At 67.1% G+C, this 24,839-nt stretch carries 27 protein-coding genes and 1 tRNA gene; 16 read left to right on the top strand and 12 right to left on the bottom strand.

Annotation, left to right across the window (positions count from 1 at the left end; all coding sequences use genetic code 11):
• Positions 1–106: 106 nt before the first annotated feature.
• Positions 107–412, top strand: a complete 306-nt coding sequence (locus MJ606_RS01230) for an NAD(P) transhydrogenase subunit alpha (protein WP_243047580.1) — start codon at positions 107–109, stop codon at positions 410–412.
• Entirely contained in the window at positions 412–1,845 is a 1,434-nt protein-coding gene (locus MJ606_RS01225) for an NAD(P)(+) transhydrogenase (Re/Si-specific) subunit beta (protein ID WP_243047578.1), read from the top strand. Before MJ606_RS01230 ends, MJ606_RS01225 begins: the two co-directional genes overlap by 1 nt.
• Before the next feature lie 10 nt (positions 1,846–1,855).
• Here MJ606_RS01225 and MJ606_RS01220 read toward each other — a convergent pair whose 3' ends face one another.
• A complete protein-coding gene (locus MJ606_RS01220) occupies positions 1,856–2,296 on the bottom strand; it encodes a hypothetical protein (protein WP_243047577.1) in 441 nt (146 codons plus the stop codon).
• A 206-nt stretch (positions 2,297–2,502) separates the two neighbouring features.
• Here MJ606_RS01220 and sufT point away from each other — a divergent pair, with 206 nt between their 5' ends.
• The 3 genes from sufT (at position 2,503) to ppk2 (MJ606_RS01205) (ending at position 4,583) form a co-directional block, all read left to right on the top strand.
• Positions 2,503–3,060, top strand: a complete 558-nt coding sequence (gene sufT / locus MJ606_RS01215; protein WP_243047575.1) for a putative Fe-S cluster assembly protein SufT — start codon at positions 2,503–2,505, stop codon at positions 3,058–3,060.
• Positions 3,061–3,164: 104 nt separating this feature from the next.
• The gene (locus MJ606_RS01210; RefSeq protein WP_243047573.1) at positions 3,165–3,383 is read left to right on the top strand and encodes a YdcH family protein; all 219 of its coding nucleotides are present in this window, start codon (positions 3,165–3,167) and stop codon (positions 3,381–3,383) included.
• 75 nt (positions 3,384–3,458) lie between these two features.
• The gene (gene ppk2, locus MJ606_RS01205; RefSeq protein WP_243047571.1) at positions 3,459–4,583 is read left to right on the top strand and encodes a polyphosphate kinase 2; all 1,125 of its coding nucleotides are present in this window, start codon (positions 3,459–3,461) and stop codon (positions 4,581–4,583) included.
• Between the two features lie 78 nt (positions 4,584–4,661).
• On the opposite strand, the gene MJ606_RS01200 is transcribed toward ppk2 (MJ606_RS01205), so the two are convergent.
• The 7 genes from MJ606_RS01200 to wrbA all read right to left on the bottom strand — a co-directional run bounded on the left by MJ606_RS01200 (position 4,662) and on the right by wrbA (position 9,470).
• A complete protein-coding gene (locus MJ606_RS01200) occupies positions 4,662–5,153 on the bottom strand; it encodes an asparaginase domain-containing protein (protein ID WP_243047569.1) in 492 nt (163 codons plus the stop codon).
• A 57-nt stretch (positions 5,154–5,210) separates the two neighbouring features.
• A complete protein-coding gene (locus MJ606_RS01195; RefSeq protein ID WP_243047567.1) occupies positions 5,211–6,857 on the bottom strand; it encodes an acyl-CoA dehydrogenase family protein in 1,647 nt (548 codons plus the stop codon).
• A 50-nt stretch (positions 6,858–6,907) separates the two neighbouring features.
• On the bottom strand, positions 6,908–7,378 hold the full coding sequence (locus MJ606_RS01190) for a cupin domain-containing protein (protein WP_243047565.1): 471 nt from the start codon (positions 7,376–7,378) through the stop codon (positions 6,908–6,910).
• Between the two features lie 59 nt (positions 7,379–7,437).
• Positions 7,438–8,193 carry a methyltransferase gene (locus tag MJ606_RS01185; RefSeq protein WP_243047563.1) on the bottom strand — a complete coding sequence of 252 codons (756 nt, stop codon included), beginning with the start codon at positions 8,191–8,193 and terminating at the stop codon, positions 7,438–7,440.
• A gap of 52 nt (positions 8,194–8,245) precedes the next feature.
• Positions 8,246–8,410: a hypothetical protein gene (locus MJ606_RS01180; protein WP_243047562.1), complete on the bottom strand. Its 165-nt coding sequence runs from the start codon at positions 8,408–8,410 to the stop codon at positions 8,246–8,248.
• 95 nt (positions 8,411–8,505) lie between these two features.
• Positions 8,506–8,871: a DUF2069 domain-containing protein gene (locus MJ606_RS01175; RefSeq protein WP_243047560.1), complete on the bottom strand. Its 366-nt coding sequence runs from the start codon at positions 8,869–8,871 to the stop codon at positions 8,506–8,508.
• The gene (gene wrbA, locus MJ606_RS01170; protein ID WP_243047558.1) at positions 8,868–9,470 is read right to left on the bottom strand and encodes an NAD(P)H:quinone oxidoreductase; all 603 of its coding nucleotides are present in this window, start codon (positions 9,468–9,470) and stop codon (positions 8,868–8,870) included. Before wrbA ends, MJ606_RS01175 begins: the two co-directional genes overlap by 4 nt.
• Positions 9,471–9,607: 137 nt before the next feature.
• On the opposite strand from wrbA, the gene MJ606_RS01165 reads away from it, so the two are divergent.
• The 3 genes from MJ606_RS01165 to MJ606_RS01155 are packed head-to-tail and all read left to right on the top strand — an operon-like array spanning position 9,608 to position 11,633.
• Positions 9,608–10,888 (top strand): YihY family inner membrane protein, encoded by a 1,281-nt coding sequence (locus MJ606_RS01165; protein ID WP_243047556.1) that lies wholly within the window; start codon positions 9,608–9,610, stop codon positions 10,886–10,888.
• A complete protein-coding gene (locus tag MJ606_RS01160) occupies positions 10,885–11,364 on the top strand; it encodes a TlpA disulfide reductase family protein (protein WP_243047554.1) in 480 nt (159 codons plus the stop codon). Before MJ606_RS01165 ends, MJ606_RS01160 begins: the two co-directional genes overlap by 4 nt.
• 2 nt (positions 11,365–11,366) lie before the next feature.
• Positions 11,367–11,633 (top strand): acylphosphatase, encoded by a 267-nt coding sequence (locus MJ606_RS01155; protein WP_243047551.1) that lies wholly within the window; start codon positions 11,367–11,369, stop codon positions 11,631–11,633.
• Positions 11,634–11,667: 34 nt separating this feature from the next.
• Here MJ606_RS01155 and ppk2 (MJ606_RS01150) read toward each other — a convergent pair whose 3' ends face one another.
• The 4 genes from ppk2 (MJ606_RS01150) to hemA all read right to left on the bottom strand — a co-directional run bounded on the left by ppk2 (MJ606_RS01150) (position 11,668) and on the right by hemA (position 17,105).
• The gene (gene ppk2, locus MJ606_RS01150) at positions 11,668–12,447 is read right to left on the bottom strand and encodes a polyphosphate kinase 2 (RefSeq protein WP_243047549.1); all 780 of its coding nucleotides are present in this window, start codon (positions 12,445–12,447) and stop codon (positions 11,668–11,670) included.
• Positions 12,448–12,462: 15 nt separating this feature from the next.
• Positions 12,463–14,565, bottom strand: coding sequence for a tetratricopeptide repeat protein (locus MJ606_RS01145; protein WP_243047547.1), 2,103 nt, complete (start codon positions 14,563–14,565; stop codon positions 12,463–12,465).
• Between the two features lie 72 nt (positions 14,566–14,637).
• Positions 14,638–15,717, bottom strand: coding sequence for a peptide chain release factor 1 (gene prfA, locus MJ606_RS01140; RefSeq protein WP_243047546.1), 1,080 nt, complete (start codon positions 15,715–15,717; stop codon positions 14,638–14,640).
• Between the two features lie 110 nt (positions 15,718–15,827).
• Positions 15,828–17,105 carry a glutamyl-tRNA reductase gene (gene hemA, locus MJ606_RS01135; RefSeq protein ID WP_243047543.1) on the bottom strand — a complete coding sequence of 426 codons (1,278 nt, stop codon included), beginning with the start codon at positions 17,103–17,105 and terminating at the stop codon, positions 15,828–15,830.
• A gap of 161 nt (positions 17,106–17,266) precedes the next feature.
• On the opposite strand from hemA, the gene MJ606_RS01130 reads away from it, so the two are divergent.
• From MJ606_RS01130 to ychF, 8 genes are all read left to right on the top strand, one after another.
• Positions 17,267–18,952, top strand: a complete 1,686-nt coding sequence (locus MJ606_RS01130) for a tetratricopeptide repeat protein (protein WP_243048553.1) — start codon at positions 17,267–17,269, stop codon at positions 18,950–18,952.
• On the top strand, positions 18,949–19,584 hold the full coding sequence (lolB, locus tag MJ606_RS01125) for a lipoprotein insertase outer membrane protein LolB (RefSeq protein ID WP_243047541.1): 636 nt from the start codon (positions 18,949–18,951) through the stop codon (positions 19,582–19,584). The genes MJ606_RS01130 and lolB overlap by 4 nt, the downstream gene beginning before the upstream one ends.
• 164 nt (positions 19,585–19,748) lie before the next feature.
• On the top strand, positions 19,749–21,143 hold the full coding sequence (ispE, locus tag MJ606_RS01120) for a 4-(cytidine 5'-diphospho)-2-C-methyl-D-erythritol kinase (protein WP_243047539.1): 1,395 nt from the start codon (positions 19,749–19,751) through the stop codon (positions 21,141–21,143).
• Between the two features lie 21 nt (positions 21,144–21,164).
• Positions 21,165–21,241, top strand: a tRNA-Gln gene (locus MJ606_RS01115).
• 53 nt (positions 21,242–21,294) lie between these two features.
• Positions 21,295–22,233 (top strand): ribose-phosphate diphosphokinase, encoded by a 939-nt coding sequence (locus MJ606_RS01110; protein WP_243048552.1) that lies wholly within the window; start codon positions 21,295–21,297, stop codon positions 22,231–22,233.
• 107 nt (positions 22,234–22,340) lie between these two features.
• Positions 22,341–22,985 (top strand): 50S ribosomal protein L25/general stress protein Ctc, encoded by a 645-nt coding sequence (locus MJ606_RS01105; protein WP_243047537.1) that lies wholly within the window; start codon positions 22,341–22,343, stop codon positions 22,983–22,985.
• A gap of 54 nt (positions 22,986–23,039) precedes the next feature.
• Entirely contained in the window at positions 23,040–23,621 is a 582-nt protein-coding gene (pth, locus tag MJ606_RS01100) for an aminoacyl-tRNA hydrolase (RefSeq protein ID WP_243047536.1), read from the top strand.
• 119 nt (positions 23,622–23,740) lie between these two features.
• Positions 23,741–24,832, top strand: a complete 1,092-nt coding sequence (gene ychF, locus MJ606_RS01095; RefSeq protein ID WP_243047534.1) for a redox-regulated ATPase YchF — start codon at positions 23,741–23,743, stop codon at positions 24,830–24,832.
• Positions 24,833–24,839 lie beyond the last annotated feature (7 nt).

Genomic DNA, 24,839 nt, shown 5'->3' with positions numbered 1-24,839 from the left:
CCTGGGATTCCATCGGTACGTCCTTGTGCATCAACGCTCAAGGCTCGCACGGGTTGACCCACGCCCGTATGATGCGGGGACAACGGTGTCCTGGCGGGGAGAGGTCATGATCGACGGGTTCCTGGCACTTTATATCTTCATGCTGGCCGCATTCACGGGTTACGAGATCATCGCCCGCGTGCCGGTGATTCTCCACACACCGTTGATGTCTGGTTCGAACTTCATTCACGGCATTGTGCTGGTGGGCGCCATGATAGCGCTAGGCCATGCGCAGACAGCTTTCGAGATCGCCATCGGCTTTCTGGGGGTGTTGCTGGGGGCGGGCAATGCCGCCGGCGGTTATGTGGTGACCGAACGCATGCTGGAGATGTTCAAGTCCAGCAAGCCCGCTGCCGGCAAGGAGGCCAAGTGATGGCCTGGCTGCCGGTGGTGATCAAGGCCTGTTATTTCCTCGCCGCCCTGCTGTTCATCCTCGGCCTCAAGCGCATGAGCTCCCCGCGTACGGCGCGGGGCGGCATCCTGTGGGCCGGGGTGGGCATGCTGGTGGCGGTGATCGCCACCTTCGCGCTGCCGGACATGCACAACCGGGGGCTGATCCTAGCGGCGGTGCTGATCGGCGTGGCCGCAGCCTGGTGGTCCGGGCGGCGCGTGGCGATGACCGCCATGCCGCAGATGGTGGCGCTCTATAACGGCATGGGCGGCGGCGCGGCGGCGGCCATCGGCGCCTCGGAACTGTTCGGCTACGCCGGCAGCGCGGTGACCCTGCTCGATGGCGGCCAGTTCACCGCCAGCGGGGCGGACACGCCGGGCACGGCGCAGCTGGTGCTGGCCGTGCTGGGGGCGCTGATCGGCTCGGTGAGCTTCTCGGGCTCGCTGATCGCCTTCGCCAAGCTGCAGGGCTGGCTGGACAAGCGTTTCGTGTTTCCCGGCCAGCGGGTGGTGAATCTGCTGGTGCTGGCCGGCGCGGTAGTGCTGGGCGGCATGATCGCCAGCGGCCAGCTGACGATGCCGCTAATCATCGCGTTCTTCGTGCTGGCGCTGCTGTTCGGCCTGCTGATGACGCTGCCCATCGGCGGCGCCGACATGCCGGTGGTGATCTCGCTGTACAACGCGTTCACCGGGCTGGCGGTGGCCTTCGAGGGCTTCGTGCTGCAGAACGAGGCCATGATCATCGCCGGCATGGTGGTCGGCGCCGCCGGTACCTTGCTGACCCAGCTGATGGCCAAGGCGATGAACCGCTCCATCGGCAACGTGCTGTTCGGCAGTTTTGGTGCCGCCGCCGGTGCCGAGGCGCAGGCCATCGGCGGCAGCCAGAAGCCGATCGAGGCCAGCGACGCGGCGGTGATGATGGCCTACGCCGAGCGCGTGGTGATCGTGCCCGGCTACGGCATGGCCGTGGCGCAGGCGCAACACAAGGTGTGGGAGTTCGCCAAGCTGCTGATCGAGCGCGGCGTGAAGGTGAAATTCGCCATCCATCCAGTGGCGGGGCGCATGCCCGGCCATATGAACGTGCTGCTGGCGGAGGCGGGCGTGCCCTACGACCTCATCGCCGACATGGACGACATCAACCCCGAATTCCCCAACACCGACGTGGCCCTGGTCATCGGCGCCAACGACGTGGTCAACCCGTTGGCCAAGACCGACCCGAGCTCGCCCATCTACGGCATGCCGATTCTCGATGTAGCCGCCGCCAAGCAGGTGATCGTGGTCAAGCGCGGCAAAGGCACCGGCTTTGCCGGCATCGAGAACGCGCTGTTCTATGCCGACAACGCCCGCATGCTCTATGGCGACGGCCAGGCCGCCGCGGGGCAGCTGGTGGCGGAGCTCAAATCGCTGGAGACGTAAGGGCGGCGGCTCAGGCGCCGGGCGGGTCCTGGCGCCCGCTGCGCAGGGCCGCCAGGGCGGCCACGCCCATGCCCAGGGCGTACCAGACATCGTCCCAGGGCGACTGGCCGATCTCGGCCAGTTGGAGCAGCAGGTGGAAACCTGCCGTACGCATCGTATCGATCAGGCCCATGCCCATCAGGCCGGCGATGCGGGCGGCTGCCGTCAGCAGGTTCACGTAGAGCGCCGCGACGAAGGTGGCCAGCGCGGCCAATACGGCCGCATGGCGACCCGCCGGCCGTACCCAGCCGCGCACGGTCTTGCCCAGCAGCCAGCCGATCGGCAGCACGGCCCAGGGCAGCGGCTGTTGCAGATAGAGGGTGGGAACCATCCACACCGCACCGGCGGCCAGGCCCAGCATGAGCGCGCTGATCAGGGCAAACAGCGAAGAGAAGGCGACCCGTACGTTCATGAACAAGCGGGCAAAAGCTGGGCTGCAGGCACGGGTTCCACTCGGGCGTAAAACCACCATGATAGCGCGGCAAGTCAGGCCGCCACCCCTTGAGATCGTCCCGTCCGGGCCTGATGTGTGCAAGCGTGTCCGGCCGGCAACCGGCATAATAGGCAGCTTGGCGCGACTTCTTGCCGCGCCCAACGATGAGATTTGGCAGGATCGGCATGAGCGGTTTCAGTCTAAGCAGCGAACCTTTCACCCTGGAGCGCGACTGCCAGGCAGTCATGGTGCCGCAGGGCGAAACCGTGAGCCTGCCGGCCGGCCAGATCGGCTATATCACCCAGGCGCTGGGTGGCAGCTTCACCGTCTACGTGGAAGGCAATCTGTTCCGCATCGCCGGCAATGACGCCGATGCCCTGGGCAAGGAGCCGCCGCCGCCGATCGAGCTGGGCGTGGATGCCACCGATGCGGATGTCGAGAACCTGGTGTGGCAGCAGCTGCGCACGGTGTTCGATCCGGAAATTCCGATCAACGTGGTGGAGCTGGGCCTGGTCTATGACGTGAGCCTGGAGCACCTGGGGCCGGAGCAGCGCAAGGTCTACGTGAAGATGACGCTGACCGCGCCGGGTTGCGGCATGGGCGACATCCTGGTGGATGACGTGCGCACCAAGCTCGAACTCATTCCCACCGTGGCCGAGGCCGATGTGGACCTGGTGTTCGATCCGCCGTGGAACCACTCGATGATGTCGGATGCCGCCAAGCTCGAAACCGGCATGCTCTGACCTGCTTCACCGCCTCGGTGGGAGCGCATGATCCATATCAACACGCCTGTGGCCGGGTGACGCCAGACTGCGTGGCGCAGTCTGACTCACGATCTGGAGCACGCATGTTTCCCGAGTTTCGCGACCTGATCACTGAGCTGAAAGGCCAGGATCCGCATTTTTCCCGCCTGTTCCACCGCCACAACGAGCTGGACCAGGAAATCAAGAACATGGAGATGGGCCTGGTGCCCGCCGGCGACCAGGCCATCGAGCAGCTGAAGAAAGAAAAGCTGCATCTCAAGGACCAGCTCTACGGCATCCTGCGCAAGGCATCGATGGCCTGAGCGCCCGGCGCTCCCTCATGTGCCGGGCCCTGGCGGCGCGGCTTTCCCATAGAAACCTATCAGGGGGGCGACATCGTGTCGTCGACCACTACGCGTCGTATTTCAGCAGCTGCACGCAGCCGCAAGACCTCCACCTCGACCGCGCCCGTCAATGGCGTCGATTCGCCTGTCGCCACGGCGCGCGCCAAGGAGCGCGAAGCGGTGGGAGGCGCCATCGAGTCCGCCCAGGCGCTGCTGGCCGATGGCATGCAGGACATCCTCGACCAAGCCACCGGACAGGATGTGGATACCTTGCAGAGCACCGTGAAGACCATCCTCGATGGCCTTTCGCCCGACGATGCCGCGCGTTTCCGCAGCCTGGTGCTGGAAGGCGACCCGAATCTCCGCAACGGCGCGGCGGTTCGGCATCCGGACGAAGAGCTTTCACCGGGCTGGCGCAAGGGCGAGTACCCCTATCGCAACAAGATGTCGCGCCGCAATTACGAGCGACAGAAGTACCGCTTGCAGGTGGAGCTGCTCAAGCTGCAGGCGTGGGTGCGCGAGAGCGGGCAGCGCGTGATCATCCTGTTCGAGGGGCGTGACGCGGCCGGCAAGGGCGGTGCGATCAAGCGCTTCATGGAGCACCTCAACCCGCGTGGCGCGCGCGTGGTGGCGCTGGAAAAGCCATCTGAGTCGGAGCGGGGACAGTGGTACTTCCAGCGCTATATCCAGCACCTGCCGACCAAGGGCGAAATCGTGCTGTTCGACCGCAGCTGGTACAACCGCGCCGGCGTGGAGCACGTGATGGGTTTCTGCACGCCGCAGGAGTACGACGAGTTCATGCGGCAGGTGCCCGAGTTCGAGCGGCACCTGGTGGCCAGCGGCATCCATCTGTTCAAGTTCTGGTTCTCGGTGAGCCAGGCCGAGCAGCGGCGGCGTTTCGGGGAACGCAAGCTGCATCCGCTCAAGCAGTGGAAGCTGAGCCCGGTGGACCTCGCCTCGCTCGACAAATGGGACGCTTATACGCGCGCCAAGGAAGCCATGTTCGCGCATACGGATACGGCCGACTCGCCGTGGATCGTGATCCGCTCCGATTGCAAGAAGCGGGCGCGACTCAACGCCATGCGTCACGTGTTGAACCGGCTTCCCTATGCCAATCGCGATACCCAGGTGGTGGGCCTGGCCGATCCGTTGATCGTGGGGCGCGCATTGTTCGGCTGATCGCAAACAGCATGCTGAAACGACACAGGCCCCGGCAGCGATGCCGGGGCCTGTGCTTGGGTGAATGGCAAGCTGGCGTCAGCCGTTCGCTTCCTCGAAGCGGTTGGCATCGCGGTTCTTGCGCACCTTGGCCGGGTCCCACACGCGGCCGTTCATGGTGATGTACACGCCATCGGGCAGCGTCTGCACGGCGGCGACGGCGCAGCCGATGTTGAACACCGCGTCCGAGCCCTGGAAACGCGCCGGGTTGAGCGCGCCGGTGAGCACGATCACCTTGCCCTTGATCTGGGCCAGCTCGCGGGCGGTTTCGACCATGGTGTCGGTGCCGTGCGTGACCAGTACGTGGCGGTGCGGCTGGGCCTCGATGGTGGAGCGCACCAGCGCGCGATCCTCGTCGGTCATGTGCAGGCTGTCCTTGCGCAGGATCGGGATCACATCGAACTGGAACGCCACGCCGAGCTGGCTGAGGATGTCGCCGATCTGCGGCGAGCCGATCTTGTAGTCCGACTTGTCATCGAAATAGATCTTGTCGATGGTGCCGCCGGTGGTGACGATGGTCAGATGCTGCATGGTCGGGGATCGCAAGGAGGGAAGGCGCGCATTTTAGCTGCTGGCGCCGGCCCGTGCTCAGTGCGGCCCCAGCAGCAGGGCGGTATCCGTGGCATCGGTGGTAGACAGGCGCAGCAGCCCATGCCCGACGAAGCGACGTAAGGCCGCGCCCGTTCGCGCGCTGCCGAGCGGTGCCGACCAGCTGTCGTGGCGTGCCAGCAGCGCCGCTGCCGCGCAGCGTGCCAGGGTGATGGCCAGGCCGCGCGCGTCCGCTTCCAGCGCGTCGCGCTGCCCGGCATGGCTGCGCCATTGGGCCGTGGCGGCATCCATCGCCGCATGGATCTGCTGGCGCGCATGGGCATCGATGCTCCCGGCCAGCCAGCTATCGATGGCGGTGCGCAGCGCGCCGATATTGTCGCCGGCCAATGCGCGCAGGCTGTCCAGCGACAGCACGTTGGTGGTGCCCTCCCAGATGGCGTACACCTGCGCATCGCGCAGCAGCTGGGGCAGGCCGGTGTCCTCGATGTAGCCGGCACCGCCGAAGCATTCCAGCGTTTCCGAGCACAATTTCACCGCCATCTTGCCGGTCCACAGCTTGGCCAGCGGGGTAAGCAGCCGCAGCAGGGCGGCCTCGTGCGGTTGCGCGGCGCCGTGCTCCACGCGGCCGAGCAGGTGCGCCACTTCGAAGGTCAGCGCAAAGGCGCCCTCGAACTCGGCCTGCATGTCGGCGAGCGTCTGCGCGTGTAGCGGTTGTTCGATCAGCGGCTTGCCGAAGGCCTGGCGTCGCGTGGCGTAGTCGCGTGCCAGCGCGATGGCGCGGGCCATGCTGGCGGTGGCGCCCACCGCATTCCAGGTGCGCGTGATGTTGAGCATCGGCGCCACCTGGCGCACGCCGTTGGCAAGCTCGCCCAGCGGCCACGCGGGCAGGCCATCGAGATGGATCTCCGCGGTGGGTAGTTCGTGCGTGCCGAGCTTGTCCTTGAGGCGGTCGATGATCAGCTCCGGCTTGCGTCGCTCGCCGTCCATGGTTTCCACGTAGAACAACGCCAGCGCACCGGTGCCGGGGCCGGCGCCTTCGGGGCGCGCCAGTGCCAGCGCCACCTCGCCCACCACCGCCGAGCTGAACCATTTGCGGCCGTACAGCCGCCATTGGCCGGAGGCATCCTTGCGCGCCACGGTTTCGGTGTTGCCCACGTCGGAGCCGCCGGTGTTCTCGGTCATCCACTGGCCGCTCAGCCAGAAGCTGGCGGCGTCGCGACTGAGCAGGTGCGGCAGGGCGCGTTCCATCAAGGCCTTGTTGCCGGAAGCCTTCAGCGCGGTGGCGGCACCGTCGGTCATCGCCAGCGGGCAGGTATAGAACTCGCTGGCCACGTGATACAGGTACACGCGGGCGAATTCTTCCAGCCGCGCATGCTCGCTGGCTTCATGGCCGGCGGCGAGCACGCCGTGGGTGGTGGTGATGTGCGGGCCTTCCTGCCAGGCTTCGGTCAGCTCGATGCGGTCGACGCGGTTGCCCCAGGCGTCCCACTGGGTCAGCACCGGCTTGCGCCGCGTGGTGCGGCAGGCGCGTTGCCATGCCATCTGGGCATAGTCGCCGAGCGCCTGCAGGTCGGCGTCCAGGGCGCCGCGACGGGCGGGCGGCAGCGCGCGATCGAGCATGGCGCGCAGCAGGCGGTCTTCACCATACGGATGAGCGAGCTGCGGCGGATCTTGCAGGAATCCCATGGTCGGCTCTCGGTGGATCGGTCGCCCGAGTATAGGCGCGCCCCGCGTTTTCAGCCGGACTGGATTGCGCCGAAATCGACGAAATCTTCCTGCTCGCCGTTGATGTACAGGCGCAGCCCGCGATGCGGGTAATCGCACACGTCGTGCTCCAGGCGTTGCCCGGCGACCAGCAACACCAGCGGCTCGTTGCCGGTATTGGTCACCACGTGAGCGGGGCCGTTGCGCGCGAAGCCGAGGAAATCGCCTGCGTCGATGGGATAGGCGCAATCGTCGATCAGTGCACTGCCCGCACCGGACAGCACATAGACGCATTCTTCCTCGTAGAGGTGCCGGTGATATTCGCTGGAGTCATGGCCGGGCATCAGCTCGATGCGATGAAAGCCGAACTGCGTGAGTCCCGTGGCATCGCCCAGTGACTTGCGATGACGCACCGCATTGGGGTTGAGCGCATGGACCTTGACGGTGGCCTCCGTCGCTTCGATATCAGCCGCTTTCAACAACTCACGTGGTGGCTTGGTCATGGGCTAACCCGGGCAAGGCAATGGCGAAAAGGAAGCCTTGCCATCGTAGCGCGACGGCATCAGGGCTTGAGGAACTTGAAGATGAAGCGGTCGGTGTCGCCGCGGATGGATGGATCGCGGATGCCCAGGGTGTGGTTGTCGGCGGGGTTGCGCAGTGCGTCGCTCTCGCCGTCGAAGCGGAAGCCTGCCGCGGTGACTTCCGCCTTCACCGTCGCAGGATCGATCCGGTGCAGGTCATCGGTGTGCGTCACGCCACTGCCCGCTGCCGCCGCGTGGTCGAGCACCACCAGCACGCCGCCGGGCTTCAAGGCATCGAACAGGGTGCGGTCGAGGTGCGTCATATCCGGCGAGCCCATGAAGGGATCGTGGAGGTCGTGGTAGTTCTGCGAGGTAAAGATCATGTCGACGGGTTCTGGAATCGCGATGGTGGAGACGGGTTGCACCAGCACCACCACGTTGGCATACGGCGGCGTGCCGGCAAAGCTGCGCAGGCTCTGCAGGCCCTTGGGCGCGGCCTTGTCCATTTCCACCGGTTGCAGCGCGTAGACCTTGCCACGCGGTCCCACGATCTTGCTGAGGATGCGCGTGTAGTAGCCCGAGCCGGGCATCAGGTCCACCACGGTGTCGCCGGGCTTGACGCCGGTGAAGGCCATCACCTCGACGGGCTTGCGATGGATGTCCTGGCTGCGGTCGTCGGCGGGCCGGTGCTTGTCGGCCACGGCGAGGGCCACGAAGCTGGGCAGGGCGGTCGCCGTTCTGAACGGCGCGGCGACCGTGAGCAAAATCGTCAGCATGAGCAGCAAGCGCAATGTCATGGCGTGACCTCGTCGGTGTGCGTTCGCGTTGCCAAATGTCCGGAGAGTTGTATCAGTGCACGCAGTTGAGCGCTATCGCCGGCGTGATGGAGGAGGGTACGCGATGCGTGGCCGGAATCACTTGCACGCCCAGCAGCAGGCCGATATGGGGTGTCCAGCTGTATTCGATGGCGGGTGCGAAGCCCAGCGTGCGGGTCCTTCCGACCTCATCGCCCACGCCAAGGCAAGCAAGCCGCGGCAGCCCCGGCAACCTGACCGGGCGCCGTCGCCGCGCCACCTGTCGCGACGTGCGGCGCAGATGCGTGCGCCGGCTCAGCCGCTGCTTCTGGCCGGGCGGGCCTTGCGCCTTACCCCGGCGCCCAGCGTGCCGATCAGCGTCAGCGTGAGCACGATCTCGATCCAGGCCAGCACGCGTTCGGATGGCGAACTCCACGCCTCGGCGATGCCATGGCAGAAGTAGAACAGGCTGAGGATGCCGACCCAGAGCAGGGCGCGACGCGCGTCGCGAATAGCCAGCAGGGGCAGCAGCAGCGGAATCACCGTGATGGCGAGCACCACCGCCACCGGCATGCCGCGGGCGGGAAACAGCCAGCCGTGCCAGAGCAACTGCAGCAGCGCCAGCGCCGCCCAGGTCGCCAGGCCGACGCGGTAGGTGGTGGCGATGGGCGTTGCACTCATGCGTGGCCGCCCAGGCGACGCGCCACCTCGGCGAGGCGACGGCCCAGGGCCCGCGCCAGTTCGCGCTCGTGCTCGCTGATCGCGTTGTCGCCCTTCGCGCCGGCCACGTGGCTGGCGCCATACGGCGTGCCGCCGCTCTGCGTGGCGGTGAGTGCCGGCTCGGTATAGGGCAGGCCGACGATCAGCATGCCGTGGTGGAGCAGCGGCAGCGCCATGGTCAGCAGGGTGGATTCCTGCCCGCCATGCATGCTGCTGGTGGCGGTGAACAGCGCGGCCGGCTTGCCGGCCAGGGCGCCGCTGGCCCATTCGGCGCCGGTGGAGTCGAGGAAATACTTCAGCGGCGCGGCCATGTTGCCGAAGCGGGTGGGGCTGCCCAGCGCCAGGCCGGCGCACTCGACCAGGTCGTCGCGGGTGACGTAGGGCGCGCCTTCCTCCGGTTCCGGTGGTTGCGCCACCTCGGTCACCGGCGCCACCGGCGGTACCTGGCGCAGCCGTGCACGCATGCCCGGTACCTCTTCCACGCCGCGCGCGAGCAGGCGGGCGAGCTGGGCGGTATGGCCCGTACGGCTGTAGTAGAGGACCAGGATGTCTTGGTTCATGGCTTGGGTCATGGCGTGGCGATCGGTTAGTGTACCGGGCGATCCCGCCCATGTTGCCCGCCTGTTCACGCCCTGCCCAACAGGCCGGGCGCCACCATGGACGGACTCCGACAGCTGGCGCCGAGGAAGGAACAGTCATGGCCCTGCGTTTCGATCGCGACCGTCTCAGCAGCTTCAGCCATTTCGTGTGGCAGCGGTTTATCGACGACAAGTGTTTCGAGACAGCCGGTGCGCTGTCCTACACCACGCTGGTGTCGCTGGTGCCGCTGATCGTGGCCTCGCTGGCGATTTTCGCCGCGTTTCCCGCCTTTGCCGACGCGCGCACCACGCTGATCGAATTCGTCTTCAGCAATTTCGTGCCGGCGGCGGGCGAAAAAGTGCAGGAGTACCTGAATGGCTTTGCGGACAACGCCAGCAGGCTCACTGGCATCAGCATCCTGGTGATGTTCTTCAGCGCGGTGTCGATGATGATCAGCATCGAGGACCGGCTCAACCGTATCTGGCGGGTGCAGCGCCAGCGCAGCTGGATGTCGCGCGTGCTGCTGTACTGGGCGGCGCTCACGCTTGGGCCGGTGCTGGTGGTGGGCGGGCTGGCGGTGTCGTCGTATGTCACCGCGGTGCCCTTGCTGCACGATGCGGCCGACCAGCTGGGGTTGCGCCAGCGCCTGCTTTCCACGCTGCCGTTCATCGTCACCTTCGTCACGCTGGGCCTGTTGTACATGCTGGTGCCCAATCGCCGGGTGCGCTGGCAGGAGGCGGCCATGGGGGCGCTGCTGGGCGCCGTGCTGTTCGAGCTGGCGCGCTGGGGCTTTGCGCGATTCGTCCATCATGCGCACACCTACCAGCAGGTCTATGGCGCGGCGCTGGCGGCGATACCGATCTTCCTGCTGTGGATCTATCTTTCGTGGGTGATCGTGATTTTGTGCGCATCGGTGGCCGCGTCGGTGTCGGCATTCGACTATCAGCCGCCGGTGATGTGCCTGTCCGAGGACGCCGCGTTCCTGGGCCTGCTGGTGGTGTTGCGCCATTTCATCGATGCGCAGCGGCAGGGACGCCAGGTCGATCCGGAAAGCGTGCGCGCCAGCGAGCCGCGCCTGCACAGCGCATCGATTGCGCGTTATTTCGCCGACCTGCAGCGCGCCGAGGTGATTCGGCGCGAGGAGAGCGGTGGCTGGCTGCTCAGCCGCAGCCTCGACAGCACCGACCTCATGCGCGTGTATGCGCACAGCCACTACCGCTTGCCGCTGCGGCCGTCGCAGGCAGCCCGTGCCAACGATATCGAGCTTCCGCCCGAGCTGATCGCCTTGCTCGATATCGCCGCGCAGTCGCTCGATGCCAGCTTGGCCACCCGGCTCGACCGGGCTTACCCGCCGCCGGCCACGCCGGCCACCCAGACCTCCGAGGATATTCGTCTATGACATGGTTGAAGTCGCTTGCCGCGTTGGGCCTGGCCCTTGGCTTGGCCGGCACGGTGCAGGCTGCGATGCCGCAACAGCCTTCCATCAAGGTCACCACGCTCGACGGCAAGCCTTTCGATCTGGCGGCGCAACGCGGCAAGTGGGTGATCGTCAACTATTGGGCGACGTGGTGCGTGCCGTGCATCAAGGAAATGCCCGACATCTCCCGGTTCGTCAGCGCGCACCGGGACAAGGTCGCCGCCATCGGCCTGGCCTACGATGATAGCGACAAGGCCGATATCCAGGCTTTCCTGGCCAAGCACCCGGTGAGCTATCCGGTGGCGCAGGTCACCTTGGACAAGCCGCTGAAGGATTTCGACGAACCTCGCGGCCTGCCCACTACGTGGTTGATCGGCCCCGACGGCAAGGTGGCCAAGCGCTTCGTGGGCACCGTGAACGAAACGTCCCTCGGCCAGGCCATCGGCTTGGGCAAGTAGCGATGGCGGCGGCGCGTTTCCTGGTCAGCGGCAGGGTACAGGGCGTGTTCTATCGTGGCAGCGCCCGGGAACGCGCGCTGGCGCTGGGGCTTTCCGGTTATGCGAGGAATTTGCCGGACGGCCGCGTGGAAGTGGTCGCCAGCGGTTCCACTGAGGCGCTTGAGGCGCTGGAACGCTGGTTGTGGCAGGGGCCGGCCGCTGCCCGCGTGGATGCCGTGGCGCGCGAGGCTTGCGCAGCGCCGGATGTGAAAGGATTCCTGACCGGCTGAATCGGCCGGCCAGACAGGCTGCGGGCGAAGCGCATCAGTTGCCGCAGGTGTCGGGCACCCACAATGCCTTGCTGGTGACATGCTCGGTCCGCGGCTTGCTCTTGAGCTTGGGCAGCTTGGGCTCGGGAATGGTTTCATCGTGTCGCGGTACTTGCTGCAGCAGGTGCCGGATCAGGTTGACCCGCCCACGCTTCTGGTCGTTGAAGTCGACCACGAACCACGGCGCATGGGGGCGATGGGTGCGCTCGATCATCACGTCGCGCAACTTGCCCATCTCCGCGTACTTCTCGCGCGAGGCGAGGTCGTTGGGCGAAAGCTTCCAGCGCTTCAACGGATCCTTGGCGCGTTCGGCGAAGCGTTCCTCCTGCTGCTCCTGGTCCACCGCCAGCCAGTACTTGAGCAGGATGATGCCGTCGTCGGTCAGCAGTTTTTCGAAGGCCGGCACCGCGGCCATGAACGCCTTGTACTGCGCCTTGGTGCAGAAGCCCATCGCCGGCTCGACCACCGCGCGGTTGTACCAGCTGCGGTCGAACAACACGATCTCACCCGCGCTGGGCAGATGCGATACGTAGCGCTGGAAATACCACTGCGAGGCTTCCTGCTCGTTGGGTTTGGGCAGCGCGGCGATACGGTAGCCTTGCGTATCCATCGACGCGGTGATGGCCTTGATGGTGCCGCCCTTGCCGGCGGCATCGCGGCCCTCGAAGATCACCACCAGTCGATGGTGGCTGCGCTGCAGCCATTGGTTCAACTCGGCCAGTTCCAGCTGCAGCCCTTCCATCTCGCGGCGGTAAAGCTTGCTTTTCTTGGCCATGGGGGGTCCTTTGGACTAGATATCCAGGTCTTTGGGCTTGCGGCCGATGCGGTAGCGCGCGCTCATCGCCTGCACCGCGCGCTGGAAGTCGGCGGCATAGCCTTGCATGTCGAACAGCGTGCTCTGCGCACCTTGCTGGGCAAGGTGATTGCGCAACGTGTGGAGCGCATCGCGGTCGTTGCCCAGCTGCGTGGCCATGGCGATGAAGGCTTCCTCGTCCTCGCAGGCCAGTTCCGGCAGGCCCAACTGCTGCAGCAGGCTGGTGGCGACGCGTCCGGCAAACGTGCGACCGGTGCAGGTGAGCACCGGGCAACCGGCCCACAGGGCGTCGGAGGCGGTGGTGTGCGCGTTGTAGGGCAGCGTGTCCAGGAACAGGTCGGCGTGCTTGTAGCGCGCCAGGTAGTCCGCATGCGGCAGGCGCGGCAGGAACACCAGTCGCTCCGGCGCCATGCCCGCCGCGCTGGCGGCATGGCGCAGGCGATCATCGGCGCCTTCCGGTCCGCTCAGCAACCACAGCACGCTGTCGGGCACCTGCTGCAGGATCAACATCAAGCGCGCGAACGCGGCGGGGTTGATCTTGTAGCTGTTGTTGAAGCAGGCGAACACGGTGCCTTCGGCGGGCAGGCCGCAATCGGCGCGCGACGGCGGCTCGGACACCACGCGGGTCGGGTCGTTGGGCTGATAGCAGCGCGGCAGGCGCAGCAGCTTTTCGCTGACTTCGCCGCGCAGGCTGTCGGGCAGCACCACGGCATCGGCCAGCAGGTAGTCCATCCACGGCGCGCCGGTCGAGCCCGGGTAGGCCAGCCAGTTCACCTGTACCGGGGCCGGGCGCAGCGCGAACAGCTCGCCGTTGTCCCTGCCCGAGTAGCCATTGAGGTCGAACAGGATCTCGATGCCGGCTTCGTGGATGCGCTGCGCGATCTGTGCGTGGTTGAGCGCGGAGACATCGTGCAGCGTGGTGGCCGCGGCCAGGCGGCGACGGATCGGGCCGCCATCGTCCGGCGTGGTGGCAAACAGGTGCAGCTCCAGGCCCTTGCCGGCGAGTGCCTCGAACATCGCCACCACCAACAGGCCGGTGGCGTGTTCGTTGAAGCCGTCGGCCACGAAACCGGCGCGGATCGGCGCGTCCGCGGCGGGCTTGCCATGGGTGAATGCCAGCTGCTTGCGCAATGGCGCCACCTGCGACTCGATCGACGTCGCGTAGGTGGTGGCGCAGCGCAGCTGCATGGCCGCGTCGACATCCTCGGCCAGTGTCACGAACGGGCTGACCACGCTATGGCCGTCGGCGATGGCCTGCTGCAGCTGCGCGCTGAGCGCGTCCAGCTCGCGCCAGTCGCACAGGCGGCGGCGCACGAACAAAAGCTGGGAGAGGGCCTGGCCATAGGCCGGATCGAGGCGGAGCGCGCGCGCATAGGCGTCGGCGGCAGCGGTGATCTTGCCGGCGTCTTCCAGCGCCTGTCCCGCCGCAAAGGGGTAGCGAGGGTTTTGCGGCACCAGTCGTTCGGCCAGCAGCCATGCCTCGCTGGCCTCGCCGGGCTTGCCCAGGGACTGCAGGATGCGTCCGCGCAAGGCGTAGGCGGCATCGAAGCGCGGATGCAGCTGCAGCGCTTCGTCGGTATGCAGTTGGGCGCGGTCGACGTTGCCCAATTCCATCTCGGCCGCGGCCAGGTTGAGGCGCAGGCCCGGATGCTCGGGGGCGCCATGCGTGGCCATGGCATACGACTCGCGGGCGTGCTGGTAGCGCGCGGCCGCCATCAGCGCATTGCCCAGGGCCAGCAGCACGGCGGGGTGCCCGGGCGCCATGCGCAGGGCGGCGCGCAGGCGTTCGATGGCACCGTCGGCGTCGCCACGATTGAGCTGCGCGCTGCCCAGGTTGCATTGCACCTCGATGCTCTGCGGCGCCAGCTGTTCGGCCTGCTCGAGCACGCGATACGCGTCGTCATGTCGTTGCAGCTGGATCAGCGCGATGCCTTGCAGGCGTGCCAGCTCGGCGTCTTCGGGATATTCAAGGCGTGCCTGGGCGGCGGCCTGTTCGGCGTCGCTGTACGCACCGCGCTCGAACTGGTCCACGATCTGTTGCGCCAGTACCTGCGCGGAGGGGGAAAAGAGGTCGGTCATCCGCGCAAACTAACGCAGGGAGCCGTTGCTGCCAATCCGTAGGGCGGATGGGCACGAACTTGCGCCCAGGAACTAGCTGGACGTGAGCGCCTTCAGTTCGTCGGCCTGGTGCTCGCGCGTGAGCGTATCGACCAGCTCGTCCAGGTCGCCCTGCAGCACTTCCGGCAGCCGGTACAGCGTGAGGTTGACGCGATGGTCGGTGATGCGTCCCTGCGGGAAGTTGTAGGTGCGGATGCGCTGGCTGCGGTCGCCCGAGCCCACCTGCAGGCGCCGCGACTCGGCCTGTGCCGCGGCCTGCCTGCTGCGTTCGTCGTCCAGCAGGCGCGCCTTGAGCAGGCTCAGCGCGCGGGCGCGGTTCTTGTGCTGGCTGCGCTCGTCCTGGCACTCGACCACGATGCCGGTGGGCAGGTGGGTGATGCGGATGGCCGAGTCGGTCTTGTTGACGTGCTGGCCGCCCGCGCCCGAGGCGCGGAACGTGTCGGTCTTGAGGTCGGCGGGGTTGATCTCGATGTCGTCGATCTCGTCCATCTCGGGCAGGATCGCCACGGTCGCCGCCGAAGTGTGGATGCGCCCCTGCGATTCGGTTTCCGGCACGCGCTGCACGCGATGCGTGCCCGACTCGAACTTCAGGCGCGAATACGCGCCCTTGCCTTCGATGCGCGCCACGATTTCCTTGTAGCCGCCATGTTCGCCGGGGTTTTCGCTGAGCACCTCGACGTGCCAGCGGCGGCGCTCGGCGTAGCGTGCGTACATGCGGAACAGGTCGCCGGCGAAGATGGCGGCTTCGTCGCCGCCGGTGCCGGCGCGCACTTCCAGGTACAGGTTGGCTTCGTCGCGCGGGTCCTTGGGCAGCAGCAGGATCTGCAGCTCGTCGTCGAGCGCGGTGAGCCGTGCTTCGAGCCGGCCGATATCGTCGCGCGCCATCTCGCGCAGCTCGGGGTCGTCCAGCATGGCGCGGGTTTCGGCCAGCTCGCGTTCGGCCTGGTCGTGCTCGTGCAGCGAGGCGGCCACGGGTTCCAGCTGCGCATATTCGCGCGACAGCTCGCGAAAGCGGTGGTTGTCGGCGAGCACGTCGGGCTGCGCCAGCAGCAGGCCGATTTCCTCATGACGTTCGGCGAGGGATTCGAGCTTGCGGCGGATCGAGGGAGTCATGGGATGGCGAGAGTCGGGGTGGGGGCGAAAGCCCGTGCGCTCACGCTCTAGCGTGCGGCGCAAACGGCAGAGGGTACCGCAGCTGCGGGAATACGGGCAGTGACGCCCGGCTAATCGTCCCGCGTTTCCGGCGCCGTCTCGCCCAGGCCATAGAGCCGGCCCGCCGCGTGCAGCAGGTCCATGTCGCCGCTCAAGGCCGCCTCGCGCAGCCGGGCGCTGGGGTGGTGCAACAGCTTGTTGGTGAGCGTATTGGCCAGGTAGGCCAGTGCCTCGTCCGGCGACTTGCCGCGCGCGATCATGGCGCGGGCCTTCTCCAGCACCTCGTCGCGATAGATCTCGGCGTGCTGGCGCATGTCCAGCGCCGGGTTGCGCAGGGTGAGCGCGCGACGCCAGGCCATGTAGCGTTCGACCTGAAGGTCGATGATGGCATCGGCCTCGCGAGCAGCGGCTTCGCGCGAGCGGCGGTTGTCGTCGATGACCTGGCGCAGGTCGTCGATGCCGTAGAGGAACACGTCGCCCAGCGCGCCCACCGACGGCTCGATGTCGCGCGGCACCGCGATGTCCACCATGAACATCGGCTTGCGCCGCCGCGCGGCGATGGCCCTCTCGACCATCGCATGGGTCACCACCGGCTGGCGCGCCGCGGTGGAGCTGATGACGATATCGGCATCGGCCAGGTGCTGGGGAAGGTCGGCCAGCGAGATGGCGTAGCCGCCGTGGCGGCTGGCCAGTTCCTGCGCGTTTTCCAGCGTGCGGTTGGCCACGATGAGCCGGCGTACCTGCTTGTCGACCAGGTGGCGCGCGGCCAGCTCGATGGTGTCGCCCGCGCCGATCAGCAGCACGCAGGCCTGGCGCAGGTCGGCAAACACCTGTTCGGCCAGCCGCACCGCGGTGAAGGCCACCGAGACGGTGTGGGCGCCGATGCGGGTATCGGTGCGCACGCGCTTGGCCACGGCAAAGGTGTGCTGCAGCAGGCGCTCCATGGGCGCGCGCAGCGCCTGCGCGTCGCGCGCCTGCTGGTAGGCGTCCTTGACCTGGCCGAGGATCTGCGGCTCGCCCAGCACCATCGAGTCCAGCCCGGTGGCGACGCGGAACATGTGGCGAACGGCCGCGTCTTCATCGTGCCGATACAGGAACTCGTCGAGCTTGCCCGCCGTCAGTCGATGGTGGCGGCTGAGCCACGCCTGTGGCACGCCCTCGGCCCCTGCCGTGACGCTCACATAAAGTTCGGTACGGTTGCAGGTGGAGAGGATCATTGCCTCCTCCACACCCGGTTCGCGGGCAAGCGCCTGCAGGGCGGCGGCGGTCGACTCCGCATCGAATGCCACTTGCTCGCGCAGGTTGACCGGCGCGGTGAGGTGATTGAGCCCTAGGGCGATCAGCGTCATGGTGTGGGGTGTCGGGGCGGGAGGCATCCGGCGGCGTAAACTAGGCTATAGCACCGGCCGTTCTAAAAGTGGCGGCGGCCGACACAGACGGATGAGCGGAGAATAGTGTGCTGAGCAGGTGGTCCAAGTTCAAGCAACTGCGGCATTTTGCGGCGAGCGGCATGGCGGTGCTGGTCCTGGCGGGCTGCGCCATGGCACCCGGCCGGCCGGGCCGCGAGTCGTCCGCGTCCACCCAGCCGTTGGCGCATATGGTGGTGGCCACGCCGGACGAGGATCACGACCTGATCGCCCAGCTGCTGGCTGGCGAGATGGCGCTCACCCGTACCGATCTCAATGGCGCCTCGGCGGCCTTCGGCCGGGCCATGGTGCTGTCCAATGATCCCGATGTGGCCGAACAGGCTGCCGCCCTGGCCATTGCCGTGCGCGATACGCCAGGCGCGCAAGCGGCCATTGCGCGCTGGGCGGCGCTGGGCGCCAAGCCCGGGCCGCTGGCCCAGGCGCGGGCCCAGCTGGCACTGAGCCAGGGCAATACCGACGAAGCGCGCCGGCAGCTTGAGCTGCTGGTGGCCACGGGTGACCCGGATGCCTGGCGCCAGTTTGGCCGCGTCCTCGTGGGCAGCCGCGACGCCGCCCAGGCAGCCCAGCTGCTGGAGGCCGTGGCCACCCCGCAACGGCTGCCCGCCGACCCGCAGGCCTGGCTGGCGATGAGTGAGCTGGGCGACAAGCTGGGTCGCCACGCCTATGCCCTGCAGATCGCCGATGCCGCCGCGAAGCGCTTCGGCAGTGGGGAAACCTATGCCTGGCTGGCGCAGATGAAGTACCGCGACGGCGACAAGGCAGGCGCCAAGGCGTTGTTCGACAAGGCGCTGGCCAAGGATCCCAAGAACACCCACCTGCGCCTGGCCTATGCCACCTTGCTGGGCCAGAACGGCGATTACGCAGGCGCCGCGCGCCTGCTGGACAGCGGTCCGCAGGACACCGACACCTATGCGATGCGCGCCGCCCTGGCCGCCCGCAGCAACGACACCAAGACCATCAATCGCCTGTACACCCAGTTGCAGCGCTCGCCCGAGGACGTTCGCCAGAACAGTGCCTACCTGCTGGGCCAACTGGCCGAGATGCTCGATCGCAAGGAAGAAGCGCTGAAGTGGTACGACCAGGTTCCCGATGACGACGACCATGCGTTCGACGCCGACCTGCGCAGCGCGGTGCTGATGCAGGATCTTGGCCGCAGCGCCGAGGCGCACGAACAGCTGGCGCAGATGCAGACCGACTATCTCGACCAGCCGACCATGCTGCGCCGTGCCTACGAGGTGGACGCCGAGCTCTACATGAACGACCAGCAGTACGCGCAGGCCGAGCGCGCCTTCAGCCGCGCCCTGCAGATAACGCCCGACGATCCGGGCCTGCTGTACGGTCGCGGCCTGGCCTATGCCGAAGAAGGCAAGACCGATCAGGCGGTGAATGACTTCCGCCGCCTGCTGGCGCTCAAGCCGGATGACACCGACGCCAGCAATGCGCTCGGCTACACGCTGGCCGACGCCAACCGCGACCTGCCCGAGGCGCAGCGGCTGATCGAGGCCGCCCGCGCGGCGCGGCCGGACGATCCGGCCATCCAGGATTCCTGGGGCTGGCTGCAATACCGCCTGGGCCACCTCGACCAGGCCGAGCAGACCTTGCGCGGTGCCTGGATGGCGCACAAGGACGCCGATGTCGGCGTGCACCTGGGCGAAGTGCTGTGGAAACAGGGCCGGCAGCAGGACGCGCGGCGCGTGTTTGACGAAGTGCGTAAGATCGACCCGCAGAGCACCAGCCTCCACAACACCCTCAAGCGCCTTAATCCATGAAGCTTCCCATTCGATTGATCGCGGTAGCCTTGCCGCTGCTGCTAGCCGCCTGTGTGCACAAGGAAACGGTGCGTCCGCCGGCCCCCAAGGCTGATTTCGCCGCCTTGCTCGACCAGCAGCGCGCCCGCGAACACCTGCTTGCCAAGACCGACCATTGGGTGCTGCAGGGCAAGATCGGCGTGTCCGGTCCCGTCAACGGCAAGTCGGAGGGCGGCAGCGGCACGTTGATCTGGACCCAGAACGGCAACAGCTACGATTTCGTGGTGCGCGGCCCGGTGGGCAGCAAGAGCTTCCGCCTCAGCGTCACCCCGGATGGCGCTCTGCTGGAAGGGCTCGATGGCGGTCCGCAGCGCGGCCAGGACCCGGAGACGCTGGTGGAGAACGCACTGGGCTGGCATTTGCCGTTCCGCGACCTGCGTGCCTGGGTGCTGGGCTTGCGCTCCGAGGCTGGCCCGGCCGACTTCAAGTTCGGTGACGATGGCCTGCCGTTGCAGATGGTGCAGGGCGGCTGGACCGTTTCGTACCCGGCCTGGGACACCACGCGCGAGCCGGCCGTGCCGTCCAAGGTGTTCGCCGAAAATCCGCCGTACAAGGTGCGCCTGTCGGTGGAGTCCTGGAACATCCAGCAGTAACGCCGTGACATTCCCTTTCCCCTTGGGGAGAGGGTAGGGTGCGGGGCCAATCTTGCGATGGCGCTTTATTGGAGCGTGCTCCGTAGCCGCCCTGCCGCGAGCACCCGCCCCTCACCTCTAATCCTCTCCCCAGCGGGGAGAGGAAGTAAAAGACCGGGAGCTCCATGACCTACCACATCGAACGCGCCCGCCCCGATCAGGTCGACGCCCTGTGCGCCATCGAGCGCGCCGCGGTGGAGCTGTTCCGTGGCCATCGCGCCTGGTCCTCCTACCGGCGCGTGTCGGTGCCTCCGGAGGTGCTGCGCGAAGCGATCGCCCGCGGGCTGGTCTGGGTTGCGGTTATCGGTTCGGGCGAGCCGGTTGGCTTTGTGTGGCTGGATACGGAAGAGGGCGGCGCGGCCATCGGCGTGGCCGAGATGGATGTGCTGCCCTCGCATGGGCAGCGCGGCATCGGAGCGGCCCTGCTGGAACACGCCTGCGCCTGGGCCCGCATGGCCGGTTACCACCGGGTGGACCTGGGCACGCTGGCGGATGTGCCCTGGAACGCGCCGTTCTACGCCAAACACGGATTTGTCATCGTCGACAAGAACAGCCCCGAGCTGGCCTTTGCCCGCGAGCGGGATCGCGAGAACGGCTTTCCCGAGGATCTGCGCGTGTTCATGAGCCGTCCGCTGGCGTCACCCGACGCGACCGACTGGACCGCCTGGCCGGCACCGGCCAAGCTGAACCTGTTTCTGCGTATCACCGGCCGGCGAGCCGATGGCTACCACGAGCTGCAGACGGTGTTCCGGCTGCTCGACTGGGGCGATGAGATCCGTCTGCGCGTGCGCCGCGATGGCGAGATCCATCGCCTCACCGACGTTCCCGGCGTGCCGGCCGACACCGACCTGGTGGTGCGCGCCGCCCGCCTGCTGCAACCCCACGCTCCCGGCGGCCTGGGGGCCGATATCGAGGTGGACAAGCGCATCCCCATGGGCGGCGGCCTGGGCGGCGGCAGTTCGGACGCCGCCACGGTGCTGGTGGCGCTGAACCGGTTGTGGGGCGCGGGGCTGGACGAGGACGCGCTGGCCGAGCTGGGTCGCCAGCTGGGTGCCGATGTGCCGGTGTTCGTGCGTGGCCGCTCGGCCTGGGCCGAGGGCGTGGGCGAAAAACTCACCCCATTGAGCCTTCCCCGGCGCTGGTATGTGGTGCTCGACCCCCACGAACACGTGCCCACCGCGGCACTTTTTCAAGCGTCTGAATTGACACGAAATGCCCCGCCCGCCACAATTTCATCCTTTGCTTCGGGCGAAACGGTCGAGAACGCGTTCGTGGCGGTGGTTCGCGCGCGACATCCGCGCGTTGCCGCGGCGCTGGACTGGCTCGGCGGCTTCGGCCGGGCGAAGCTTTCTGGCAGCGGTGCGTGTGTGTTCCTGGAGACGGAGTCGCCAGAACGCGCCGAGGCCATAGCGGAACGGTGTCCTGCCCGGTTCACGGCTCATGTGGCCATGGGTGTGGATACTTCTCCGCTGCAGCTTGCCCTGGCGCGCCATCGCGGTGCCGCTGGGGCAGGCCGGTAGCAACATCAATTCCAGTGATACTGGGGCGTCGCCAAGCTGGTTAAGGCACGGGATTTTGATTCCCGCATGCGCAGGTTCGAATCCTGCCGCCCCAGCCATTCCACACAATGGCTCAGGTTCAATAAAGATGACTGTCGACACCTCCGGTCCGATGCTCTTCACCGGCAACGCGCACCGCGCGCTCGCCGAGGATGTCGCCCAGCGCCTGGGCGTGCCGCTGGGCAAGGCCCTGGTCGGCCGTTTCAGCGACGGCGAAACCCAGATCGAGATCGAGGAAAACGTCCGTCGCCAGGAAGTGTTCGTGTTGCAGCCCACCGGTGCGCCGAGCGCGGAAAACCTGTTCGAGCTGCTGACCCTGGTCGATGCGCTCAAGCGCGCCTCGGCCGCCAGCGTCACCGCGGTGATGCCGTACTTCGGCTACGCCCGCCAGGACCGCCGCCCGCGTTCGGCGCGCGTGCCGATCACGGCCAAGCTGGCGGCCAAGCTGATCGGCACCGCCGGTGTCGACCGCGTGCTCACGGTCGACCTGCACGCCGACCAGATCCAGGGCTTCTTCGATATCCCGGTGGACAACGTGTATGCCTCGCCGGTGCTGCTGGCGGACATCTGGCGCAACCACAGCATGGACGACCTGATCGTGGTCAGCCCGGACGTCGGTGGCGTGGTGCGCGCCCGTGCCATGGCCAAGCGCCTCGATGACGCCGATCTGGCCATCATCGACAAGCGCCGCCCGAAGGCCAACGTCGCCACGGTGATGAACATCATCGGCGACGTGGACGGCAAGACCTGCGTGCTGGTGGACGACATCGTCGACACCGCCGGCACGCTTTGCGCGGCGGCGGCGGCCCTGAAGGAGCGCGGCGCCCGCAAGGTAGTGGCCTACTGCGTGCACCCGGTGCTGTCGGGCGCGGCCATCCGCAATATCGAAGGCTCCCAGCTCGACCAGCTGGTGGTCACCAACACCTTGCCGCTGCGCCCGGAAGTGGCTGCCTGCGCCAAGATCCGCCAGCTCTCGGTCGCCGAGCTGCTGGCGGAAACGATCCGCCGCATCGCCTTTGGCGAGTCGGTGAGCTCGTTGTACATCGACTGATTTCATCGCGGCGGGCATGGTGTCCGTCGCTGTTGTATGACTCCTCTGGTCGCGGGGGAGTCACCTGACTGCCGCGAGGCAGCTCACTACTCAAAGGCAATACCAACATGGCTACGACTCACGAAATCAAGGCTCAGAGCCGCAAGGACGAGGGGAAAGGTGCGAGCCGCCGCCTGCGTCATGCCGGCTTCGTGCCTGCTGTTGTCTACGGCGCCGGCCAGGCTCCGGAGAGCATCCAGATCGAGCACAACACCATCCTGCTCGCCGCCAAGCACGAGTGGTTCTTCTCGTCCGTGCTCGACCTGAACGTCGACGGCAAGGTGCAGAAGGTGCTGGTGCGTGACTGGCAGAAGCATCCGTTCAAGCTGCAGATGCTGCACATGGACTTCCTGCGCATCGACGAGAACGCGGCTGTCCGCGTCAACGTCCCGCTGCACTTCCTCAACCAGGAGAAGTCGCCGGCCGCCAAGACCGCTGGCGTGGTGATCTCGCACAACCTGACCGAAGTGGAAATCTCCTGCCTGCCGAAGGACCTGCCGGAGTTCATCGCACTGGATCTGGTCGACCTGAAGCCGGGCGACATCATCCACCTGTCGCAGCTCAAGCTGCCGGCCGGCGTGGAGATCGTTGCGCTGCACCTGGGTGCGGACCACGACACCGCCATCGTCACCGCCAACACGGTGAAGGAAGAAGTCGACGCCGCTCCGGCCGAGGGCGAGGCAGCCCCGGCACCCGAGGCGCCCAAGAAGTAAGTCGCTGCGGACCGCACCCACCCGGGGGCGGTCCGTCAGTGTGCTTGCGCGCTTATGGCGGGACTGCGCCTTATCGTCGGCCTGGGCAACCCCGGTGCCGAATACCTCCGAACCCGGCACAACGCCGGGTTCTGGTTTGTTGATGCCCTGGCGTCAGGGCAGGGCGAGCGCTTCGGTTTCGACGGCAAGCTGCATGGCGAAACCTGCAAGGTTCGCATCGGCGGCCAGTCGGTGTGGCTGCTCAAGCCCTCCACCTTCATGAACAAGAGCGGCATCGCCGTGGTTTCGGCGCTGCGCTACTACAAGATCGAGCCGGAAGAGTGCCTGGTGGCGCATGACGAGCTGGATCTGGATGCCGGCACCGTGCGCCTGAAGTTCGACGGCGGCCATGGCGGACAGAACGGCCTGCGCGACATCGTGGCGCATCTGGGACACGCGAAATTCCATCGCCTGCGCGTCGGCATCGGTCATCCCGGCCACAAGGACAAGGTGACGCCATGGGTGCTCGGCCGCCCGTCCGCGAAGGACGAGGAGGCGATCCTCGATGGCATCGCCCGCGCACTCGATGTGCTGCCGTTGGCGGTTGACGGCCAGTTCGACAAGGCCATGCAGAAGCTCCACACGCCGAGCGCGTGAGCCAGGCCGCGCGCTGCAAGGTCGCGTTGCGTCCATGGGGATCGGCGCCCACGCGCTGCGCTTTCCCTTTACCATTCACTCTTTGCAGGCGCTGAAAGCGCCGACTTCACGGATTAAACATGGGCATCAAATGCGGCATCGTCGGCCTGCCTAACGTCGGCAAGTCCACCCTGTTCAACGCGCTGACCAAGGCGGGCATCGCCGCGGCCAACTTCCCGTTCTGCACCATCGAGCCGAACGTGGGCGTGGTGCCGGTGCCGGACCCGCGCATGCAGGCGCTGTCGGAGATCGTCAAGCCGCAAAAGACGGTGCCGACGGCGGTGGAATTCGTCGACATCGCCGGCCTGGTGGCCGGTGCGTCGAAGGGCGAGGGCCTGGGCAACAAGTTCCTTGCGCACATCCGTGAGGTGGACGCGATCGCCCACGTGGTGCGCTGCTTCGAGCATGGCGACATCGTTCACGTGGCCGGCAAGGTCGACCCGATCGCCGATATCGAGACCATCGATACCGAGCTGGCGCTGGCCGACCTGGATTCCGTCGAGAAGGCATTGAACCGCGCCGAGCGCGCGGCCAAGGCCAACGACAAGGACGCGCTGGCCCGGAAGCCGGTGCTGCAGAAGCTTGCCGCCGGCCTCAACGAGGGCAAGTCCGCCCGCAGCCTGGGCCTGGACGACGAGGAAAAGGCGCTGGTGCGCGACCTGTTCCTGCTCACGCTCAAGCCGCTGATGTACATCGCCAATGTGCGCGAGGACGGCTTCGAGAACAACCCGCACCTGGATGCCGTGCGTGCCCGCGCGGTGACCGAGGGCGCCGAGGTGGTGCCGGTGTGCGCCGCCATCGAAGAGGAGCTTTCGCAGCTCGAGGATGCCGACCGCGACGAGTTCCTCAAGGATCTCGGTCTCGAAGAGCCGGGCCTCAATCGCGTGATCCGCGCGGCCTACAAGCTGCTCGACCTGCAGACCTACTTCACCGCCGGCGTGAAGGAAGTGCGCGCCTGGACCATCAAGCGCGGCTTCACCGCGCCGCAGGCGGCGGGCGTGATCCACACCGACTTCGAGCGCGGCTTCATCCGCGCCGAAACCGTCTCCTACGACGACTTCATCCAGTACAAGGGCGAGTCCGGCGCCGCCGCGGCCGGTCGCCTGCGCAAGGAAGGCAAGGACTACGTCGTCAAGGATGGCGACGTGCTGCACTTCCTGTTCAACGTCTGATCGATCT

The sequence above is a fragment of the Dyella sp. RRB7 genome (assembly GCF_022761115.1).
Lineage (GTDB): Bacteria > Pseudomonadota > Gammaproteobacteria > Xanthomonadales > Rhodanobacteraceae > Dyella.
This window is presented reverse-complemented; position numbering and strand designations above follow the sequence as displayed.

What these genes read in the sequence shown, in the direction of transcription:
- MJ606_RS01130 (WP_243048553.1), top strand. Translation starts at nt 17,267, where the DNA reads ATGGCGGTGCTGGTCCTGGCGGGCTGCGCCATGGCACCCGGCCGGCCG.
- MJ606_RS01175 (WP_243047560.1), bottom strand. Translation starts at nt 8,871, where the DNA reads ATGAGTGCAACGCCCATCGCCACCACCTACCGCGTCGGCCTGGCGACC.
- MJ606_RS01210 (WP_243047573.1), top strand. Translation starts at nt 3,165, where the DNA reads ATGTTTCCCGAGTTTCGCGACCTGATCACTGAGCTGAAAGGCCAGGAT.
- MJ606_RS01190 (WP_243047565.1), bottom strand. Translation starts at nt 7,378, where the DNA reads ATGACCAAGCCACCACGTGAGTTGTTGAAAGCGGCTGATATCGAAGCG.
- ppk2 (WP_243047549.1), bottom strand. Translation starts at nt 12,447, where the DNA reads ATGGCCAAGAAAAGCAAGCTTTACCGCCGCGAGATGGAAGGGCTGCAG.
- MJ606_RS01105 (WP_243047537.1), top strand. Translation starts at nt 22,341, where the DNA reads ATGGCTACGACTCACGAAATCAAGGCTCAGAGCCGCAAGGACGAGGGG.
- MJ606_RS01200 (WP_243047569.1), bottom strand. Translation starts at nt 5,153, where the DNA reads ATGCAGCATCTGACCATCGTCACCACCGGCGGCACCATCGACAAGATC.
- MJ606_RS01230 (WP_243047580.1), top strand. Translation starts at nt 107, where the DNA reads ATGATCGACGGGTTCCTGGCACTTTATATCTTCATGCTGGCCGCATTC.
- hemA (WP_243047543.1), bottom strand. Translation starts at nt 17,105, where the DNA reads ATGACGCTGATCGCCCTAGGGCTCAATCACCTCACCGCGCCGGTCAAC.
- MJ606_RS01155 (WP_243047551.1), top strand. Translation starts at nt 11,367, where the DNA reads ATGGCGGCGGCGCGTTTCCTGGTCAGCGGCAGGGTACAGGGCGTGTTC.
- MJ606_RS01220 (WP_243047577.1), bottom strand. Translation starts at nt 2,296, where the DNA reads ATGAACGTACGGGTCGCCTTCTCTTCGCTGTTTGCCCTGATCAGCGCG.
- MJ606_RS01160 (WP_243047554.1), top strand. Translation starts at nt 10,885, where the DNA reads ATGACATGGTTGAAGTCGCTTGCCGCGTTGGGCCTGGCCCTTGGCTTG.
- pth (WP_243047536.1), top strand. Translation starts at nt 23,040, where the DNA reads ATGGCGGGACTGCGCCTTATCGTCGGCCTGGGCAACCCCGGTGCCGAA.
- prfA (WP_243047546.1), bottom strand. Translation starts at nt 15,717, where the DNA reads ATGACTCCCTCGATCCGCCGCAAGCTCGAATCCCTCGCCGAACGTCAT.
- MJ606_RS01110 (WP_243048552.1), top strand. Translation starts at nt 21,295, where the DNA reads ATGCTCTTCACCGGCAACGCGCACCGCGCGCTCGCCGAGGATGTCGCC.
- sufT (WP_243047575.1), top strand. Translation starts at nt 2,503, where the DNA reads ATGAGCGGTTTCAGTCTAAGCAGCGAACCTTTCACCCTGGAGCGCGAC.
- lolB (WP_243047541.1), top strand. Translation starts at nt 18,949, where the DNA reads ATGAAGCTTCCCATTCGATTGATCGCGGTAGCCTTGCCGCTGCTGCTA.
- MJ606_RS01145 (WP_243047547.1), bottom strand. Translation starts at nt 14,565, where the DNA reads ATGACCGACCTCTTTTCCCCCTCCGCGCAGGTACTGGCGCAACAGATC.
- MJ606_RS01195 (WP_243047567.1), bottom strand. Translation starts at nt 6,857, where the DNA reads ATGGGATTCCTGCAAGATCCGCCGCAGCTCGCTCATCCGTATGGTGAA.
- MJ606_RS01185 (WP_243047563.1), bottom strand. Translation starts at nt 8,193, where the DNA reads ATGACATTGCGCTTGCTGCTCATGCTGACGATTTTGCTCACGGTCGCC.
- ychF (WP_243047534.1), top strand. Translation starts at nt 23,741, where the DNA reads ATGGGCATCAAATGCGGCATCGTCGGCCTGCCTAACGTCGGCAAGTCC.
- MJ606_RS01165 (WP_243047556.1), top strand. Translation starts at nt 9,608, where the DNA reads ATGGCCCTGCGTTTCGATCGCGACCGTCTCAGCAGCTTCAGCCATTTC.
- wrbA (WP_243047558.1), bottom strand. Translation starts at nt 9,470, where the DNA reads ATGAACCAAGACATCCTGGTCCTCTACTACAGCCGTACGGGCCATACC.
- ispE (WP_243047539.1), top strand. Translation starts at nt 19,749, where the DNA reads ATGACCTACCACATCGAACGCGCCCGCCCCGATCAGGTCGACGCCCTG.
- MJ606_RS01225 (WP_243047578.1), top strand. Translation starts at nt 412, where the DNA reads ATGGCCTGGCTGCCGGTGGTGATCAAGGCCTGTTATTTCCTCGCCGCC.